This window comes from Pectobacterium brasiliense (assembly GCF_016950255.1).
Lineage (GTDB): Bacteria > Pseudomonadota > Gammaproteobacteria > Enterobacterales > Enterobacteriaceae > Pectobacterium > Pectobacterium brasiliense.
Genome location: NZ_JACGFN010000001.1, coordinates 2,006,663 through 2,023,562, shown reverse-complemented (window position 1 = coordinate 2,023,562; position 16,900 = coordinate 2,006,663). Strand labels below are relative to the sequence as shown.

16 protein-coding genes are annotated in these 16,900 nt (G+C 52.7%); 11 read left to right on the top strand and 5 right to left on the bottom strand.

The genetic code is table 11. From position 1 onward, the window contains the following. Positions 1–6: 6 nt before the first annotated feature. Together H4F65_RS09025 and tcdA are read left to right on the top strand one after the other, a co-directional pair. On the top strand, positions 7–2,265 hold the full coding sequence (locus H4F65_RS09025; RefSeq protein ID WP_039319356.1) for a molybdopterin-dependent oxidoreductase: 2,259 nt from the start codon (positions 7–9) through the stop codon (positions 2,263–2,265). Positions 2,266–2,333: 68 nt separating this feature from the next. Next, positions 2,334–3,152, top strand: coding sequence for a tRNA cyclic N6-threonylcarbamoyladenosine(37) synthase TcdA (gene tcdA, locus H4F65_RS09020; protein ID WP_010284764.1), 819 nt, complete (start codon positions 2,334–2,336; stop codon positions 3,150–3,152). A gap of 15 nt (positions 3,153–3,167) precedes the next feature. Here tcdA and csdE read toward each other — a convergent pair whose 3' ends face one another. After that, the gene (gene csdE, locus H4F65_RS09015; RefSeq protein ID WP_010284772.1) at positions 3,168–3,623 is read right to left on the bottom strand and encodes a cysteine desulfurase sulfur acceptor subunit CsdE; all 456 of its coding nucleotides are present in this window, start codon (positions 3,621–3,623) and stop codon (positions 3,168–3,170) included. Positions 3,624–3,626: 3 nt separating this feature from the next. After that, on the bottom strand, positions 3,627–4,832 hold the full coding sequence (csdA, locus tag H4F65_RS09010) for a cysteine desulfurase CsdA (RefSeq protein ID WP_010284774.1): 1,206 nt from the start codon (positions 4,830–4,832) through the stop codon (positions 3,627–3,629). A 183-nt stretch (positions 4,833–5,015) separates the two neighbouring features. On the opposite strand from csdA, the gene H4F65_RS09005 reads away from it, so the two are divergent. The 4 genes from H4F65_RS09005 to rlmM all read left to right on the top strand — a co-directional run bounded on the left by H4F65_RS09005 (position 5,016) and on the right by rlmM (position 8,280). Continuing rightward, positions 5,016–5,237 carry a YgdI/YgdR family lipoprotein gene (locus tag H4F65_RS09005; RefSeq protein ID WP_005975888.1) on the top strand — a complete coding sequence of 74 codons (222 nt, stop codon included), beginning with the start codon at positions 5,016–5,018 and terminating at the stop codon, positions 5,235–5,237. Between the two features lie 537 nt (positions 5,238–5,774). Next, complete coding sequence (locus H4F65_RS09000) at positions 5,775–6,698, top strand: transcriptional regulator GcvA (protein WP_010284779.1); 924 nt, start codon at positions 5,775–5,777, stop codon at positions 6,696–6,698. 93 nt (positions 6,699–6,791) lie between these two features. Next, on the top strand, positions 6,792–7,187 hold the full coding sequence (locus tag H4F65_RS08995; protein ID WP_010284780.1) for a DUF423 domain-containing protein: 396 nt from the start codon (positions 6,792–6,794) through the stop codon (positions 7,185–7,187). After that, on the top strand, positions 7,180–8,280 hold the full coding sequence (gene rlmM, locus H4F65_RS08990) for a 23S rRNA (cytidine(2498)-2'-O)-methyltransferase RlmM (protein ID WP_010284783.1): 1,101 nt from the start codon (positions 7,180–7,182) through the stop codon (positions 8,278–8,280). Before H4F65_RS08995 ends, rlmM begins: the two co-directional genes overlap by 8 nt. A gap of 53 nt (positions 8,281–8,333) precedes the next feature. Here rlmM and xni read toward each other — a convergent pair whose 3' ends face one another. The 3 genes from xni to queF form a co-directional block, all read right to left on the bottom strand. Further along, complete coding sequence (gene xni, locus H4F65_RS08985; RefSeq protein WP_010284786.1) at positions 8,334–9,116, bottom strand: flap endonuclease Xni; 783 nt, start codon at positions 9,114–9,116, stop codon at positions 8,334–8,336. A gap of 71 nt (positions 9,117–9,187) precedes the next feature. Further along, complete coding sequence (gene ppnN, locus H4F65_RS08980; protein ID WP_010284789.1) at positions 9,188–10,552, bottom strand: nucleotide 5'-monophosphate nucleosidase PpnN; 1,365 nt, start codon at positions 10,550–10,552, stop codon at positions 9,188–9,190. A gap of 317 nt (positions 10,553–10,869) precedes the next feature. Further along, positions 10,870–11,718 carry an NADPH-dependent 7-cyano-7-deazaguanine reductase QueF gene (gene queF, locus H4F65_RS08975; RefSeq protein WP_010284791.1) on the bottom strand — a complete coding sequence of 283 codons (849 nt, stop codon included), beginning with the start codon at positions 11,716–11,718 and terminating at the stop codon, positions 10,870–10,872. Between the two features lie 70 nt (positions 11,719–11,788). On the opposite strand from queF, the gene syd reads away from it, so the two are divergent. The 5 genes from syd (at position 11,789) to truC (ending at position 16,880) form a co-directional block, all read left to right on the top strand. Further along, on the top strand, positions 11,789–12,337 hold the full coding sequence (gene syd, locus H4F65_RS08970; protein WP_010284794.1) for a SecY-interacting protein: 549 nt from the start codon (positions 11,789–11,791) through the stop codon (positions 12,335–12,337). Positions 12,338–13,242: 905 nt separating this feature from the next. Next, positions 13,243–14,919, top strand: coding sequence for an amidohydrolase (locus tag H4F65_RS08965; RefSeq protein WP_010284798.1), 1,677 nt, complete (start codon positions 13,243–13,245; stop codon positions 14,917–14,919). A 294-nt stretch (positions 14,920–15,213) separates the two neighbouring features. Further along, the gene (locus H4F65_RS08960; RefSeq protein ID WP_010284800.1) at positions 15,214–15,636 is read left to right on the top strand and encodes a MarR family winged helix-turn-helix transcriptional regulator; all 423 of its coding nucleotides are present in this window, start codon (positions 15,214–15,216) and stop codon (positions 15,634–15,636) included. Between the two features lie 115 nt (positions 15,637–15,751). After that, on the top strand, positions 15,752–16,102 hold the full coding sequence (locus H4F65_RS08955) for a YqcC family protein (protein ID WP_010284803.1): 351 nt from the start codon (positions 15,752–15,754) through the stop codon (positions 16,100–16,102). Then, positions 16,095–16,880 (top strand): tRNA pseudouridine(65) synthase TruC, encoded by a 786-nt coding sequence (truC, locus tag H4F65_RS08950; RefSeq protein ID WP_010284807.1) that lies wholly within the window; start codon positions 16,095–16,097, stop codon positions 16,878–16,880. The genes H4F65_RS08955 and truC overlap by 8 nt, the downstream gene beginning before the upstream one ends. The last annotated feature ends 20 nt before the right edge of the window (positions 16,881–16,900 follow it).

Below are 16,900 nucleotides of genomic sequence, written 5' to 3'. Positions count from 1 at the left end.
GTTGTCATGGCGATTAAACGTTATCCACATCTTGCGCACTGGGGTGCGTTTACCGCTGTGGTTGAAGACGGCAAGCTGATTCGCTGCGAGCCATTTGCCGACGATCCGGCACCGTCCGCCATGCTCGATTCCATCGTGCCGCTGGTGTATTCCGACCGACGTATCCGTCGGCCTTCGGTGCGTCGCTCCTGGCTTCAGAAACGCGAAAACAGCGACAGAACGCTGCGTGGTCGGGAAGATTTTGTTGAAGTGGATTGGGACGTCGCGCTCGATCTCGTTGCGCAGGAGAATCGCCGTATCCGCGATCGCTACGGTGCGGATGGCATGTTTGCCGGTTCTTACGGCTGGTCGTCTGCTGGGCGCTATCACCATGCGCGTTCTCAGGTGCGACGCTTCTATTTCTCCGGCGGTGGCGCGGTCGATCAGCAGGGAAATTACAGCTGGGGTGCGGCGCAGTTCTTCCTGCCGTACGTGATTGGCACCTTTCATCCGCTGACGGGCAAGGTCACCGAGTGGCGCAGCGTCGCCGAGCATTGTGATATTTTCCTCGCGTTTGGCGGTCTGGCGCTGAAAAACGCACAGGTGGCATCCGGTGGGGCCGGGCACCACACGCTTAAGCCCGCGCTGGAAGCGCTGGTGGCGAAAGGAATTCCGGTCATCAACATCAGCCCGATGCGCGATGACTGCCCTGAATTTGTGAATGCCGAGTGGATTCCTATCCGTCCGAATACCGATGTCGCCTTGATGCTGGCACTGGGCTATGAGATTCAGCGTTTGGGCGCTGACGATAAGGATTTCCTGCAACGCTACTGCGTCGGTTATGAACAGCTGAGTGACTATTTGCACGGTCGCGGCGACGGCGTGGTGAAAACCCCCGAATGGGCCAGCGATATCACGGGCATTCCCGCCGAGCGTATCCGGCGTCTGGCGCAGCAGCTGATTGGCGTACGCAGCTTCATTACCTGCTCTTACTCCGTGCAGCGCGCCCATCGTGGCGAACAGCCTTACTGGATGATGATTGCGCTGTCTTCCATGCTGGGACAGGTGGGATTACCGGGCGGCGGATTCTCCTTCGGCCACGGTTCGATGAACAGCGTCGGCAACGAGCGTATTTCAACGCCTGCGCCAGCGTCTCCATCAACCCCGAACGCAGGGAAGGCGATCCCCGTGGCGCGTATCGCCGATATGCTACTGCATCCGGGAACGCCTTATACCTTTCAGGGCGAAACCCATACTTATCCCGATATTCATCTGATTCATTGGGCGGGCGGTAACCCGTTTCATCATCACCAGCAGTTGAACCGTTTGGTGGACGGCTGGCGCAAGCCGGATACGGTGATTGTGCAGGATATCGTCTGGACGCCAGCGGCGCAGATGGCGGATATCGTGCTGCCTGTCACCACGACACTAGAGCGTAATGATATCGGCGGCTCATCCCGCGATCGCTTTATCTTTGCCATGCATCAGGCGATTGCGCCGCAGCATCAGGCGCGTAATGACGTGGATATTTTCAGCGAATTGGCGGAACGTCTGGGTTATGGCGACGTCTTCACACAAAATCGCAGCGAGCAGCAGTGGCTGGAACACCTTTATGATGAATGCCGCTCAAGGCAGCGAGATGCCGCTGACCGTTGGCCGTCATTTGAAGATTTCTGGCAGCAGGGACATGTAGAAATCCCGATGGATGAAAAGCCGTTTGTGTTCTTTGAGGATTTCCGCTGCGATCCACAGCAGCATGCGCTGAGTACGCCAAGCGGTAAAATTGAACTGTTTAGCTCTGCCATCGCTAGCTATGGCTATGCGGATTTTGCGCCGCATCCTGAATGGCAGCCTCCCGTTGAATGGCTGGGTGCCAAAAGCACGGAAGAGTGGCCGCTGCATTTTATTTCCATTCAGCCGTCCGATCGTTTGCACAGCCAGTTGGCCGCTACACCGCAGGTTGCCGCGAATAAGACCGCAGGAAAAGAGACGCTTTATATGCACCCGCAGGACGCGGCTGCGCGGGATATCGTCGATCGCTCGCAGGTGGAAGTCAGAAATGCACGTGGCCGCATTCTGGCGGGCGTACAGATTACCGACGGCGTCACGCCGGGCGTGGTGATTATGTCCACCGGTGCCTGGTTTGAGCCCGGCTTCGGCCAGAAAACGTGGCATCCGGTTGAACAATCAGGAAATGCGAATGTACTGACGCTGGATATCGGCACGTCGCCGCTGACGCAGGGACCGAACGCCATGAGCTGTCTGGTGGATGTCGTACGGGTTTAGCGCTATCCTGAGCCGCTTTTTCTCGCGGTTTTATTTTCCTGTGATTTTGTTTTCGTAAGGTTGGTTGAATGAGTACGCAATTATCCGAAGCCTATTTGCAACGCTTCGGCGGTACCGCGCGGTTATATGGTCAACAGGCGCTGGCGCTGTTTTCTCAGGCTCACGTTTGCGTGATTGGTATTGGTGGCGTTGGCTCCTGGGCGGCTGAGGCGCTGGCACGTACCGGCATCGGCGCGATCACGCTGATCGATATGGATGATGTGTGTGTCAGTAACACCAACCGTCAGATTCACGCGCTGCGTCAGCACACCGGACAGTCGAAGACAGAAGTGATGGCCGAACGTATTTTGGCGATCAACCCGGAATGTCGTGTCACCTGCGTGGATGATTTTATTAGCGCGGAAAACGTGGCCGAGCTGCTCGACCAGAACTTCAGCTATGTGATTGACGCTATCGACAGCGTGCGCCCGAAGGCAGCGCTGCTCTCCTACTGCCGCCGCTATAAGATCCCGGTGGTGACAACCGGTGGTGCGGGCGGGCAGATCGATCCGACCCGTATTGAAGTCGTCGATCTGGCGAAAACGATTCAGGATCCGCTAGCCGCCAAGCTGCGTGAGCGGTTAAAGCACGATTTTAACGTGGTGAAGAACAGCAAAGGAAAGCTGGGCATCGACTGTGTGTTTTCCAGTGAGCCGCTGGTGTATCCGCAGCCTGACGGTTCCGTTTGCGCGTCGCGTAGTACGGCTGATGGGGTGATGCGTATGGATTGTGCGTCAGGCTTTGGTGCTGCGACGATGGTCACCGCAACCTTTGGGTTTGTAGCGGTATCTCATGCGCTGAAGAAGATGATAGCGAAAAGGGAAAGAGCGTCTGCGCCGCAGAAATAAATAGCGCGAATACCGCTATTGGTCCGCAGCCTCTTGTTCAGCAATCTCCTTGATTCTGGCGGCCAGCGCCGCCAGTCCGCTTGAACGCGAAGCGCTGAGCTGTGCGCGAAGCCCCAGCTTATCGAACAGCGCCAGCGGATCCTGCTGCAATAGCGCTTCTGGCGTTTCCCCCTCTACGGCGGTTAACAAGACCGCCAGTAATCCCCGCACAATGCGCCCGTCGCTGTCTCCGTAAAAGTGCAGCCTGCCGTCTTCCTGACGTTGATAACCCAGCCAGACGCGATTTTCACAGCCGGATAATGAAATCTCCTCGGTTTTTAGCTCGTCTGGCAACGTTGGCAACGCCTTTGCCAGCAAAATGAGCTGCCGATAGCGATCTTCCCATGCGCGGCAGGCATCGAAGCGCGCCAGCAGGTCGGCGACAGTGGTGTGGTGGCCAAAAGGATGCGGGGTGTCAGTTATCTGGGTCATGGTTTAGTCGATCAGTAATTCAAGGGCGTTGCCCACTGCGGCGATCAGCGCAGCAACATCTTGTTGGTTGTTATACGGGGCAAACGAGGCGCGGAGCGTACCGCTGACACCGAGCGCGTCCATTAATGGCTGCGCACAGTGATGTCCGGCGCGCAGTGCGATGCCGCTTTCGGCTAGCAGCGTAACCAGATCGCTGTGGTGCACATCGGCAATATCAAAGGACAGCACGCTGGAATGTGGGCTACGGAAGCTGCGAAAGCCGGGGAACTGCGCTAAATACGTTTCGGCAAGCTGCGCTAACTGCTGGCTATGCTGCTCTGCGGCGTGCCAATCCAGCGTGCTCAGCCAGTCGAGTGCCGCAGACAGGCCAAGCACGCCAGCAATGTGCGGCGTTCCCGCTTCAAAGCGCTGTGGAATCGCCTGCGGTTTGAAATCGTCAAAGGACACCTGCGTCATCATCTTCCCGCCGCCTTGCCATGGCAGCATGCTTTCCAGCAAGGCGGTTTTGCCGTACAGCACGCCAATCCCGGTTGGGCCATAAAGCTTGTGTCCGGAAAATGCGTAGAAATCGATATCCAGTGCCTGCACATCAGGTGGGCAATGAACGATGCCCTGCGCGCCGTCAACCATCACGACTGCACCATAGCGGTGAGCCAGTGCAATCGCACGCGCCAGATCGGGCTGGCCGCCTGTCACGTTTGACATCTGTCCCAGCGCCAGCAGGCGGGTTTTTGGCGTGATCAGCGTGGCGAGCTGTTCGATATCCGGTAACCAGTCCGCGCCTATCGGTAACTTCACGATATTCGCGCCCGTTTGCTGCGCCACCATCAGCCACGGAATGAGGTTAGCGTGATGTTCCGCTTCGCTCACGACGATCTCGTCGCCCGGTTGAAGGCGAGGGCGTGCATAGCTTTGCGCGACCAGATTGATCGCTTCCGTCGTGCCTCTGGTCCAGACAATGGAACGCGGGTCGTCTGCATGGAGTAACGTAGCGACTTGCTCACGAGCGCCTTCAAAACGCTGGGTTAACGCCTGCGCGCCGCGATGCTGGCTGCGATGCACCGTACCACTCTCGCTACCATAGAACGCCTGTACTGCATCGATGACGGGTTGCGGCTTCAGTGCGGTCGCGGCGCTATCAAGATAGACAGTCGAATGCTGGAGAGCGGGGAACTGTTGGCGAAAGGTGGCGGGGTTAAACGGTGTCATGAGCATCCTCTTTTGGAGGGCAGATCCTGTCCCATTTTGTCGAGAGAGACAAGTTTAGGACTATGCCTAATGCGATTTTATGGAAAAAAAAGCAACTATTGCTACGCTTTAAAGTGTTAATTTTCAGGATTTCCTGATGAATAAGGTTAACTAGAAAACATTTAAATACATTGAGGGTTAACTATGAAGAATAAAATCTCTATTTTTGCCGCTATCGTGATGGCGTTTTCTCTGGCAGCCTGTTCCAGTAATTACGTCATGCATACCAATGACGGGCGTACCATCGTCGCAGAGGGGAAACCGAAGGTGGATGATGAGACGGGTATGATCAGCTATACCGATGCCTACGGTCAGCAGCAGCAAATTAACCGTGATAATGTGAAAGAAATGGCGAAAGGGAAATAGTACCGTTTGCCTATCATCACACGTTGCCTGTTAAGCTGTGCCAGATGCTAGATCAGCGTGCCATGGCATTCAGGCGTGAATCGTAAGCAAAAAAAAGCACCGCAATTTGCGGTGCTACACAAAAAATCACTTTGGACAGACAGGGTAAGTGTACAGGAAGTGAATAGGGTAGACTCGCTACCACATCTGCAAAAGGCAGACAAACAAATAGCAAACACAACATCACAACCACAAGCCAAAAGCACCTCAGGTCACCCCTCCGCACTTTTCGTTCCGGCCCAGGAAGTTGCGCTAATATAGGTATTTGCTGGTACATCCTCAACGGACAAATTATAATGTCTCGGATTACAAAAACTAATATATGTACCCATCATCTTTTCGTTGTGGAGAGGTTGGTCGCTGTCGATTATTTTGATCGTGTAGACAGCGGATCGGCTGGGGCGATTTCCGATTGTCGCTTTTCTGCAGCTTAAGCGTTATTGGGTACGAATGTGCCTGATAAATCGCTGATTTAGCGTAAACCAAAAGATTTCATTCATGTCAAAACGTCTCCCTCCGCTCAACGCATTGCGCGTTTTTGATGCGGCGGCCCGCCATTTAAGTTTTACCAAAGCGGCAGAAGAACTGTTTGTTACGCAGGCTGCCGTCAGCCACCAGATTAAGTCACTGGAAGATTTCCTGGGGCTTAAATTATTCCGCCGTCGTAATCGCTCCCTGCTACTGACGGAAGAAGGGCAAAGTTATTATCTTGATATCAAAGAGATCTTCTCCTCTTTGAATGAGGCAACCCGTAAGCTGCAATCCCGCAGCGCCAAAGGCGCGTTAACGGTCAGCCTGCTGCCCAGCTTTGCCATTCATTGGCTGGTGCCGCGCCTTTCGAGTTTTAACTCCGACTATCCGGGGATTGATGTGCGTATTCAGGCGGTGGATCGCGATGAAGATCGTCTGGCGGATGATGTGGATGTCGCGATTTTCTACGGTCGGGGAAACTGGCCGGGGCTGCGGGTAGAAAAGCTGTACGCCGAATATCTGTTGCCGGTTTGTTCGCCAGTGTTGCTGACGGGGAATCATCCGTTAAAAACGCCGGACGATCTGGGTGCACATACGCTGCTGCACGATGCGTCGCGTCGTGACTGGCTGTCCTATACGCGCCAGCTTGGCGTGCAGATTAACGTGCAGCAAGGACCGATTTTCAGCCACAGCGCGATGGTGTTGCAGGCGGCGATTCACGGGCAGGGCGTCGCACTGGCAAATAATGTGATGGCGCAGACGGAAATCGAAGCGGGGCGACTGGTGTGCCCGTTTAATGATGTGTTGGTCAGCCGGAATGCTTTTTATCTGGTATGTCATGACAGTCAGGCAGAACTGGGTAAAATAGCCGCCTTTCGCCATTGGATTCTGGCGCGGGCAGCCAGCGAACAGGAAAAATTTCGCTTCCGCTATGACAACGGCACGCGCTGAAGCCGTGTTGCTGGCTGATTAACCGAATAACTCACGTAGATAAACCATGCTGGTCGCTACGATGATAGGCAACAACGATTATAGGTAAATACGATGAATAGTCGTTTCATGCTGGTGTTTGCTGCTATCAGCGGCTTCACTTTTGTCGCGCTGGGCGCGTTTGGCTCTCATGTTCTCAGCAAAACGCTGGGCGCAACGGAGCTGGGCTGGTTGAAAACCGGCCTTGAATATCAGGCATTTCACACGCTGGCGATTTTGGCGCTAGCGGTTGCGATGCAACAGCGAACCAATCTGTGGTTTTACTGGAGCAGCGTTTTTCTGGCGTTGGGAACGGTACTCTTCAGCGGAAGTTTGTACTGTCTGGCGCTTTCTCATCTGAAACTGTGGGTTTATGTGACGCCGATTGGCGGAGCCTGTTTTCTGGTGGGGTGGATATTAATATTGATTGGCGCACTGCGTCTGAAGAGAAAGGCTGAACGCCATGAATAAAGTCATTTTGTATTGCCGCCCTGGGTTTGAGAAAGAGTGTGCGGCGGAAATAACGGAAAAAGCCACGCAGCATAATGCTTTCGGCTTCGCGCGGGTTAAAGAGAACAGCGGCTACGTCGTATTTGAATGCTATCAGCATGAAGATGCCGAACGTCTGGTCAAAACGCTGCCGTTTCATGAGCTGATTTTTGCGCGCCAGATGTTCGTGAGCGGTGAACTGCTACGCGACCTGCCGCCAGAAGATCGTATCACGCCCATCGTTGGTATGCTGACGGGAGCGATTGAACGTGCGGGAGAGCTGCGCGTTGAAGTTCCCGACACCAATGAAAGCAAAGAGCTGATGAAGTTCTGCCGCAAATTTACCGTGCCGCTGCGCGCGGCATTGCGCGAGCACAAAATTCTGCTGGGCTATGAAAAAGCGGATCGCCCGGTGCTCCATGTGCTGTTCATTGCGCCCGGCTGCTGCTATGCCGGTTACTCTTATAGCAATAACAATTCACCGTTTTATATGGGGATCCCACGCCTCAAATTCCCTTCTGATGCACCAAGCCGCTCGACACTGAAGCTGGAAGAAGCGTTTCACGTCTTTATTCCTGCCGACGAGTGGGATGAGCGTCTGGGCAGCGGCATGTACGCGGTGGATTTAGGTGCCTGCCCCGGCGGCTGGACTTACCAACTGGTTAAACGCAGCATGATGGTTTATGCGGTAGACAACGGCCCAATGGCACCGAGCCTGATGGATACCGGACAGGTGATGCACCATCAGGCGGATGGTTTCCGCTTCGAAGTACCGCGTAATAACGTGTATTGGCTGGTGTGCGATATGGTGGAGAAACCGGCGAAAGTCACCAGCCTGATGAGTGATTGGCTGATCAAGGGCTGGTGTCGTGAAGCGATATTCAACCTGAAGTTGCCGATGAAGAAGCGCTATGAAGAGGTATCGCAGAATCTGGCCGTGCTGCGTGAGCGCCTGAGCGAAAATGGCGTTAATGCTGAAGTGCATGCCAAGCATTTGTACCATGACCGTGAGGAAATCACCGTGCATGTTCGTCGTTTCTGGAGCGCGGTGCCCGGCCGTCGCGACGAGCGATAGTCTCGAGCTGGTGCGTATCTGAGGTCACTCAGGTACGCATCCGTATTTATCTGCTAGTGAGAATGCGGCTGAGCGCTATTCTGCACCGGCAGCCTCAACTGTTGAAGATTGCCATTAAGCGTTAAATCGGTGCGCAGTGTCGCAACCTGACGACTGATCAGCGCCATTTCTTTATGCTGCTCCAGCTTCTTACGCCACTTCTCCGGTACGGTATCCAATTGCTGATACAACGCCTCCAGACTCCCTGCCTGTTGCAAAAGCTGTGTGGCACTTTTAGGGCCGATTCCTGCGACGCCCGGAATCTTACTGCTGCTAATGCCTGCCAGCCCCCAGTAGTCCGTAAGCTGCTGCGGTGACACACCAAATTCCTGTTCGATAAACGGTAGATCCAGCCAGCGTTTCTGAAAGTAATCTCGGATCTGAATGTATGGTGCCAGTAGCTGGCAATACCCTTTGTCAGTCGACACGATCGTTGCCTGATGACCTGCGGATGACAGCTTGGCGGCCAGCGTAGCCGCCAGATCGTCGGCTTCATTGCCGGAGCTATGCCAGCTTGCTACGCCAACGGCGGCAAATGCTGCTTTAATCTGCGGGAGTTCCTGCTTCAGATTATCCGGCATTGGCGTGCGTCCTGCCTTGTAGTCCGGCAAGAGTTGGTGGCGCCAGCTGGTATCGCGATCTTCATCATCAAAGACGGCGACAGCATGCGTAGGCTGACTGTTTTGGATGAGTTGATGCAGCGCATGTTGGCATGCTGTGATACAAGGCGAACCTTGTACCGCATGAATGCGACGTATCAGATTGAGCGCGTCGACAATCAGCAAATGGACGGGCATCGCGTAATTCCTGATGTGATAAGAGGGGGAAGCCAGACTTCCCCACAGAGGTACGATCGAGCGGTAAACCGTTAGGAGCAGATTTCGTAGCAGGGGATATAGGCACTGCCGGGCAGCTTCATGCGCTGCTGTGCGACAAAGCCCTGTAGCAGCGTATCCATGCTTTTCATCATCTGCGGGTCGCCGTGAATTTTGTACGGCCCACGTTGCTCAATCGCCTGAATACCGACTTCCTTCACATTACCAGCCACAATGCCGGAGAACGCCCGACGCAGCGCGGCAGCCAACTCTTCAGCGGGCTGATTAGGGTGCAGGTTGAGATCGGCCATATTTTCATGTGTCGGCTCAAAAGGCAGTTGCAGATCGGGTGCGATGCGCAATGACCAGTTAAAGCTGTAGGCATCGCCCGTGTGGCGTCGGCTTTCTTTCACCTGCGGCATCGCTTTCTTCATCTGACGGGCGACTTCTGCGGCATCATTAATGATGATCGAGTAGTAACGACGCGCCTGACGGCCCAGCGTGCTAACAATGAATTCGTCCAGCACGCGGAAATAGTCTGCACTTTCCTCCGGCCCGGTCAGGATAATCGGCAGCACCTGCTCGCTGTTCTCCGGGTTCATCATAATGCCCAGCAGATAGAGGAACTCTTCCGCCGTTCCGACCCCGCCGGGGAAAATAATGATGCCATGTCCGATACGGACAAAGGCTTCCAGACGCTTTTCGATATCCGGCATGATAATCAGTTCATTGACCAGCGGATTCGGTGGTTCAGCGGCAATGATGGACGGTTCAGTCATACCGATGAAGCGTCCTTCTTTATAGCGCTGCTGCGCGTGACCGACGGCGGCACCTTTCATTGGCGCTTCCATCGCGCCCGGACCGCAGCCCGTACAGATATTCAGTTCACGCAGGCCGAGCTGACTGCCTACCTTGCGGCCGTACTGGTATTCGATTTCATTAATCGAGTGACCGCCCCAGCAAACCACCATGTTTGGCTCTTCCCCGACGTGGAGCGCTCTGGCATTACGCAGGATAGAGAACACCAGATTGGTAATATGGGCGGAATTTTCCAGATTCAGGTTCTGATAGCGGCCCGCGCTGGCAATTTGGCCATTGACGAACAGAATGTCGCGCAATACGGCGAACAGGTTAGCCTGCAAGGCTCGAATGATGTTGCCGTCGACGAAGGCGTCTTCCGGCGGGTTCACCAACTCCAGTTTGACGCCGCGCTCGCGGCGCAGCACGTTGATATCAAAATCTTCATAACGAGACAGCAGCTCTTTGCTGTTATCTGTCTGGCTACCGGAATTCAGTACGGCGAGGGAACAGTTGCGAAACAAACGGTAGAGATCGCTGCTGGCTGTGCTTTTCAGCATGTCCACTTCCAACTGCGATAACAAATCCATCGATCCCAATGGGCTGATATGTGTAATCAATTTTGCTCCTTGAAACGCAATATAATTCGCGATGCCATGCTGGCTGCCGAGAGCACGTTCCGTTGTTACACGCTCGACGTTTCAGCAGCACGGCACGAATGTCATTCATTTTAGACACCATACGGAACGCGCATGCGTTAAATATCGCGGCCTAAATGAAACCTACTTGAGCACCGTTCAGACGTTATGGATCTTTTGTTGTCTGGCACACCACCTTAACGCGCTGCCATCATTTTTTCCAATGTTGGCAGAAGTCTGCTGCCTAACTTGCGTGACGCTACGCATATTACCGTGCAAGCCTGCGATTTATCGGTCGGTTACTGGCGCGGCAGGCGTCCATTTGGCGCGTTAAACGGGGTATTGCTGCGCCATGGATTGATGTCCAGCCCGCCGCGGCGGGTATAGCGGGCATACACGCTGAGTTTTTCCGGCTGGTAGTAGCGCATGATGTCGTTAAAAATTCGTTCCACACACTGTTCGTGAAATTCGTTATGATGACGAAACGAGACAATGTAGCGCAGCAGCGCTTCACGGTTGATGCGCTTGCCGCAGTACTGAATCTGTACCGAGCCCCAGTCAGGCTGATGGGTGATCAAACAGTTGGATTTCAGCAGGTGGCTGACCAGCGTTTCTTCAACGACAGGCGCGTCCTGTTCGTTGTGCGCCAGATAGTCGGCGTTGAAGTCGTAGCTGTCGATCTGAATGTCCTGGTCGTCGATGCACTCACCTGTGAATCCCGCTATCGGCTGGCCTTCAAGCTCGCTGAGTTTGAAAAGCGTGATGCTGACATCCCCCTGTGCGCAATGCGCCAGATCCTTGGCTAACGTTGCGCGTACGCTTTCCCAACTGTCGAATGCCGTCTGATTAAAGCTGTTCAGATACAGCTTAAAACTTTTTGATTCAATCAGATTCAGGCTTTCCGCATTGAGATGCATTTCACCAACGGCCACCTGAGGCACGCCGCGATTGTTCAGCCAGGAAAGCTCATAGAGCGTCCAGATATCCGCGCCATGAAAAGGCAGGCTGTCAGGATAAATGCCGAGTGGATCGCGGTTCAGGCTACGTGGCACGGGTTGCAGAAGTGCGGCATCATAGCGGTCATGATAGGGGGTGGGTTTGCCCAGTGTCAGCCCGCTTAGGGCCTGATGCTTGTCATAGACGGACATGCTGTTACCTTGATGTGATAAGCGTGATAGCGAATAGTGTAACCTGACTAAAAGAGTGATGAGAAAAATTATGGAGCATGAGGTTGTTTCAGCGCTGACGGCGTTTACCCAGCGCTATGTTGCCTGCTGGCAGCAGGAAAAGGGGAATTTGCCCGCCAGTGAAGCACTTTACGGTATACCTTCCCCGTGTATTATCGAAAATCATGACGATACGGTTTACTGGTTGCCGCAGCCTTTTGTGCCTTCAGCCGCATTGGATGGTGTGGAACGTGCGCTGGAAATCAGCCTGCATCCTGATATTCATGCTTTTTACACCGCGCAGTATGCCGGGGATATGACGGCGCAGTTTGATTCGCTATCGTGCCAGCTGTTGCAGGTGTGGAGCGAAGAGGATTTCACCCGGATGCAGGAGAATCTGATTGGTCATTTATTAACGCAGAAGCGCCTTAAGCTCACGCCGACGCTGTTTTTAGCAACGACCGATTCAGAGCTGACAATGGTGTCGCTGTGTAATGTTTCCGGGGAAATCATCCTGGAAGAATTCGGCACCAAAAAACGTCAGACCTTAGCACCAACGCTAGCGGCGTTTCTTTCTGGCCTTAATCCATTAGCGGTCTAATGGTTAATCGAATTTCACTTTCTGCCTTGTGAGAGATCTCTTACATTCTCTGTAAGAAATGTCTTATCTTTAATGTTGAAAATATGTTTCATTTTTATTTTTTCATTATTAATTAGTTAATTATAACAAAAATCTGTAGGGTCACTTAAGGGGCGTTGAGAAACACTGTCAATTACCCCTTGCTGAAAGCTGACAATTAATACATCTTATTACTTAAGTTAGTAACCGGTTACAGTGTGTGTAACCGTTACTATAGGTAACAAAATAACGTTACTGCACTCGGGTTATTTTCAGGAAGAAACATTGTTTCAGGAAGAGGCATTGTTTTAGGAAGAAACGCTGTTTTAAGGATAAACACTGTTTTAGGAAGAAACAGTCGCTTCAGGAAGAAGCGTTGTTTTCAGGAAGAAGAACAGTTTTCAGGAAGAAACATGGTTTCAGGATGAAATCAGGGACACCTCCAGGAAGGAGACCGAGAGCCGATTAGGAATATCGGTGGGGCAGGAGCCTAAAGGGATTGAATCACGGAAGATACAGGATGGAAACGTCAGGAAGAAAGTGGGACGCCAGCAAGGATTGTGGGTTAGGACGACCAAAAAGGAAAAGTTTTCACGGATGAGCAGGGATGCAAATGTGTAGCGGGATAGCTATAAAACGAACCGGGGGTACTGAGCAATCAGTACCCCCAATTTTTTGCCTGTATTATTTTTTCCTGTACTACAAGCGCCTTTCCCCTGAACGCAGGGATGTCGCGCTAGCGAATCAGCAATGCGCAAAACGTAATACCTAAGTCATCGCTGAATATTGACGTTGAATCAGCGTTCATAATTTGCACTTAGTCTGAAAATTTACTAAATTAGCTTTTTAGTAAATTATCGGACTATTTAGCAAAGGAAAACGCAGTGATGAAATTCAATGTAAAAATGCTGTCAGTCACACTTGGCCTGTTTACCAGCCACGCTTTCGCACACACCGTCTATGAAAATGCACGGATTTATACCGTTAACGATCGGCAGCCAACGGCGTCCGTTCTGGTGGTGGATCAGGGCAAAATTGTCTACGTCGGTGGAAATGATGGGGCAAAGCCATTCAAAGCAACGGCTACCGAGTTGGTTGATTTAGAAGGAAAAACGGTACTGCCTGGCTTTATTGAAAGTCACGCCCATCCAGCAACGGTCGCCGTGATGGAAGCGGGTGATTTTGTGTATGTTGACGGCGCAGCAACCCTGCCACAGATTCTTAGCCAATTAAAAGCGTATTTGGTTGCACACCCGAAAGCTAATTATTTGTTGGCGCAAGGATTTAATGTTGCCTCGCTGGGGTTGCCGTCAGGGGGGGTACCGACTGCCGCTGATTTAGACTCGGTGTCTGAGAGCGTTCCGATCGTGGTCTATGACAGCGGTATGCATGCGGGGTGGGCGAATAGCGCTGCGCTGAAGGTCGCCCACGTCGATGCAAGCACGCCCGATCCTATTCCGGGTAAGCATTATTTTGAGCGCGATAACAAAGGCAATCCTACCGGTTTTATGCACGAAAGTGCGATGCACAATGTTGTCGATGCACAGCAATTTAACGCGGTAGAAAACGTTGCCGAGAAACTCCAACCGATTTTAAAGACCTACCACTCGCTGGGTTTTACGGCGATTACCGATGTCGGCGATACGTTTAGCACGACAGTGGCTGCCATTGCCCGCTTAAACGATCAGGGAAAGTTGAAGGTATATTATCAGCGCGGTTATTTTTATGATGCGGCCAAATCGACTGAACAAAATATTGCCAGCCTTAAAGCTCTGCGTGAAAAATATCATCAGGGTAATTTGTCCATGAATCTGTATAAATTATTCATGGATGGCACGATTGAAATGGATTCTGGAGCGATGTACCAGCCTTATCCCAACGGTAACGTCGTCGAGCCATTTTTAAGCCAGCAGCAGATTAACGACAATGTCGCTGCGGCGTTGAAAGCGGGCTTCTCTGTGCATGTACACGCGATAGGCGATAAAGCCCAGCAGTCGATTTTAGACGCCTTTGAGGCTAACAAAAAAATTAATCCGCAACTGGCTCGCGTGATTGCCCACAATCAGGTGTTTGAGCCGCAGGGCGTACAGAAGTTTGCCGCCATGAAAGACAATCTATTCCTGCAAACGACGCCAAACTGGACGGTGGTCAATGAAAAAGATGAGACCAAAACCAAAATTGGTCAGGATGCCTACAATCATCAATATCTGCTTGGACAAGCGGCACGGGAGGGCGTAGCGGTAACGTTCGGCTCTGACTATCCTGCGAATACCTTTGATGCAGTGAACCCGTTCAGTCAAATGTATCATGCCACCAAACGCAGCCAGCCAAATGCTGGCTATCTCCCCCCAACCGAGGCGGCAATGACGTTCAGCCAAAGCTTGCAGGCTTACACGATTAATGGCGCGAAGCAGCTTGGTATTAGCGAGATAACCGGCAGTCTTGAGGAAGGGAAAAATGCCGACTTTATTATCGTGGATACCGATGTTGGCAGCGCAGGGCTGGAAAAACTGAAAGATACCAAGGTGTTGGCAACCTATTTCAAAGGGGAAAAAGTGTACTAACGTACATCGCACCCAATACAGTTCGTATCCAATACAATTTGTATCCACTATAGTGCGGCGGCATGGAAGGCCGTCGCCGAATGACTTCCTCGGAAGCTGGCAAGTATCAGTGACTGGGGAAGTGGCAACGCTGAGTCGAGCGGTTGTCGTTCCCAATAGCGCAAAGCCTATGGATGGGACGGGTAATTCTATCAATGCCTCTGTCACCCGAAATATGTTGGGTAGATAATGCAGTGAGTGGATTTTATTACCCTGGCGATTTTAAGCGATTAGCCCATTTGTAGGATATTTCATATGCATCGATTAGATGAGTTAGGCAGACAACTCAATCACCTTGATAACTTGTTTCAGCAGTGGATGAAGAAGTTAGGCTTTAATCAAAACGCCTTTGCGGTGCTGCACTCTTTGGCGGTATCTCCAGATGGAAAATGCACGCAAAAATATATTTGTGAGCGATGGAGCCTGCCTAAACAAACCGTGTTTAGCATCTGCAAGTTATTCAAAGAACAAGGGCTGATTGATATCACCGAAAGCGAACATGACAAGCGGGAAAAGATCTTGACGCTGACGGAGCTGGGGAAAAAGCGCACTCAACCGATTTTGACGCAATCGCAGATATTAAGTGAGCGGGCTTTTGGAGCGCTGGGTCAGGAACGAACGCAGCAACTTTTCTCCAATTTAGAGGGATTTTGCACGCTGTTTGAGCAAGAGATGTAGAATGTGCCTGGGGGGAGTGAGTAGCCGAGGTGTCTTTTCACTGGCGATTGGGTCAGGTTGATATCAGTGCTATGCTTTGCCGCCATTACTGTTGGCGTCAAGGGCGAGAAACCGCATGAGTAGAGAGAACCAGGTTCGTCAGTCATTATTCGATATTGAGCGCGCGTTGCGGGAAAGCCCTTTCTGGCAGGTTGTTCCGCCGGAAGAGGAAGCGTTTAACAGCACGGAGCCCTTCAGCCTCGATACCATGAAACCCGAAGAGTGGTTGCAGTGGGTCTTTTTGCCGCGCATGCATGCCTTATTGGACAGCGAGCTAGCACTGCCCGCTGAGCTGGTTTTGCTGCCTTATTTTGAAGAAGCGCTGGAAGGGTTACCAGAAGAGACGGCGGCGGTTCTGTTGCGTATCGGGCTGCTTGATGAGCTGTTCCGCCCGGATGCACAGGATGGCGCCGCGCACGATGCTTGAGATTATTTATCAGGATGAGCATCTGGTTGCCGTCAATAAACCCAGCGGCTGGTTAGTTCATCGTAGCTGGCTGGATCGCAAAGAAAAAGTCGTGGTGATGCAGACCGTGCGCGATCAGATCGGCCAGCACGTGTATACCGTTCATCGTCTCGACAGGCCGACATCCGGCGTGTTGCTGCTCGCGTTGTCCAGTGAGGTCGCGCGTGCGTTATCCCAGCAGTTTGAATCGCATCAGATGCAGAAAATGTATCATGCCGTTGTGCGGGGCTATGTGCTGGACGATGGCGTGATCGATTATGCGCTCACCGAAGAGTTGGACAAGATCGCCGACAAGTTTACCAATCCTGATAAGGCCCCGCAGCCTGCTGTCACGCATTACCGTTCCTTGGCGCAGGTCGAGATGCCGGTTGCCATCGGCCGTTACCCAACGGCACGCTACAGTCTGATGGAGCTGAAGCCGCAGACCGGGCGCAAACACCAGCTCCGCCGCCATATGTCACATATCCACCATCCGATTATCGGCGATACCGCGCACGGCGACTTGCGACACAATCGCGGTATGGAATCGCATTTCTCCTGCGGCAGGCTCATGCTGCATGCCAGCGAGTTGCAGCTGAATCATCCGGTGAGCGGGCAGCCATTGACGTTGCAGGCGCGTTGGGATGCGCCGTGGCAGGGGGTGATGACTCAGTTTGGCTGGCAGGGGATTCTCCCTGAGTTTGAAGGGGTTGAGTTTCCTGCCGACTCAGGTCAGGATAGCGAGCATTTCGTCGAGTAATAGCGGTCTTATTACCACCG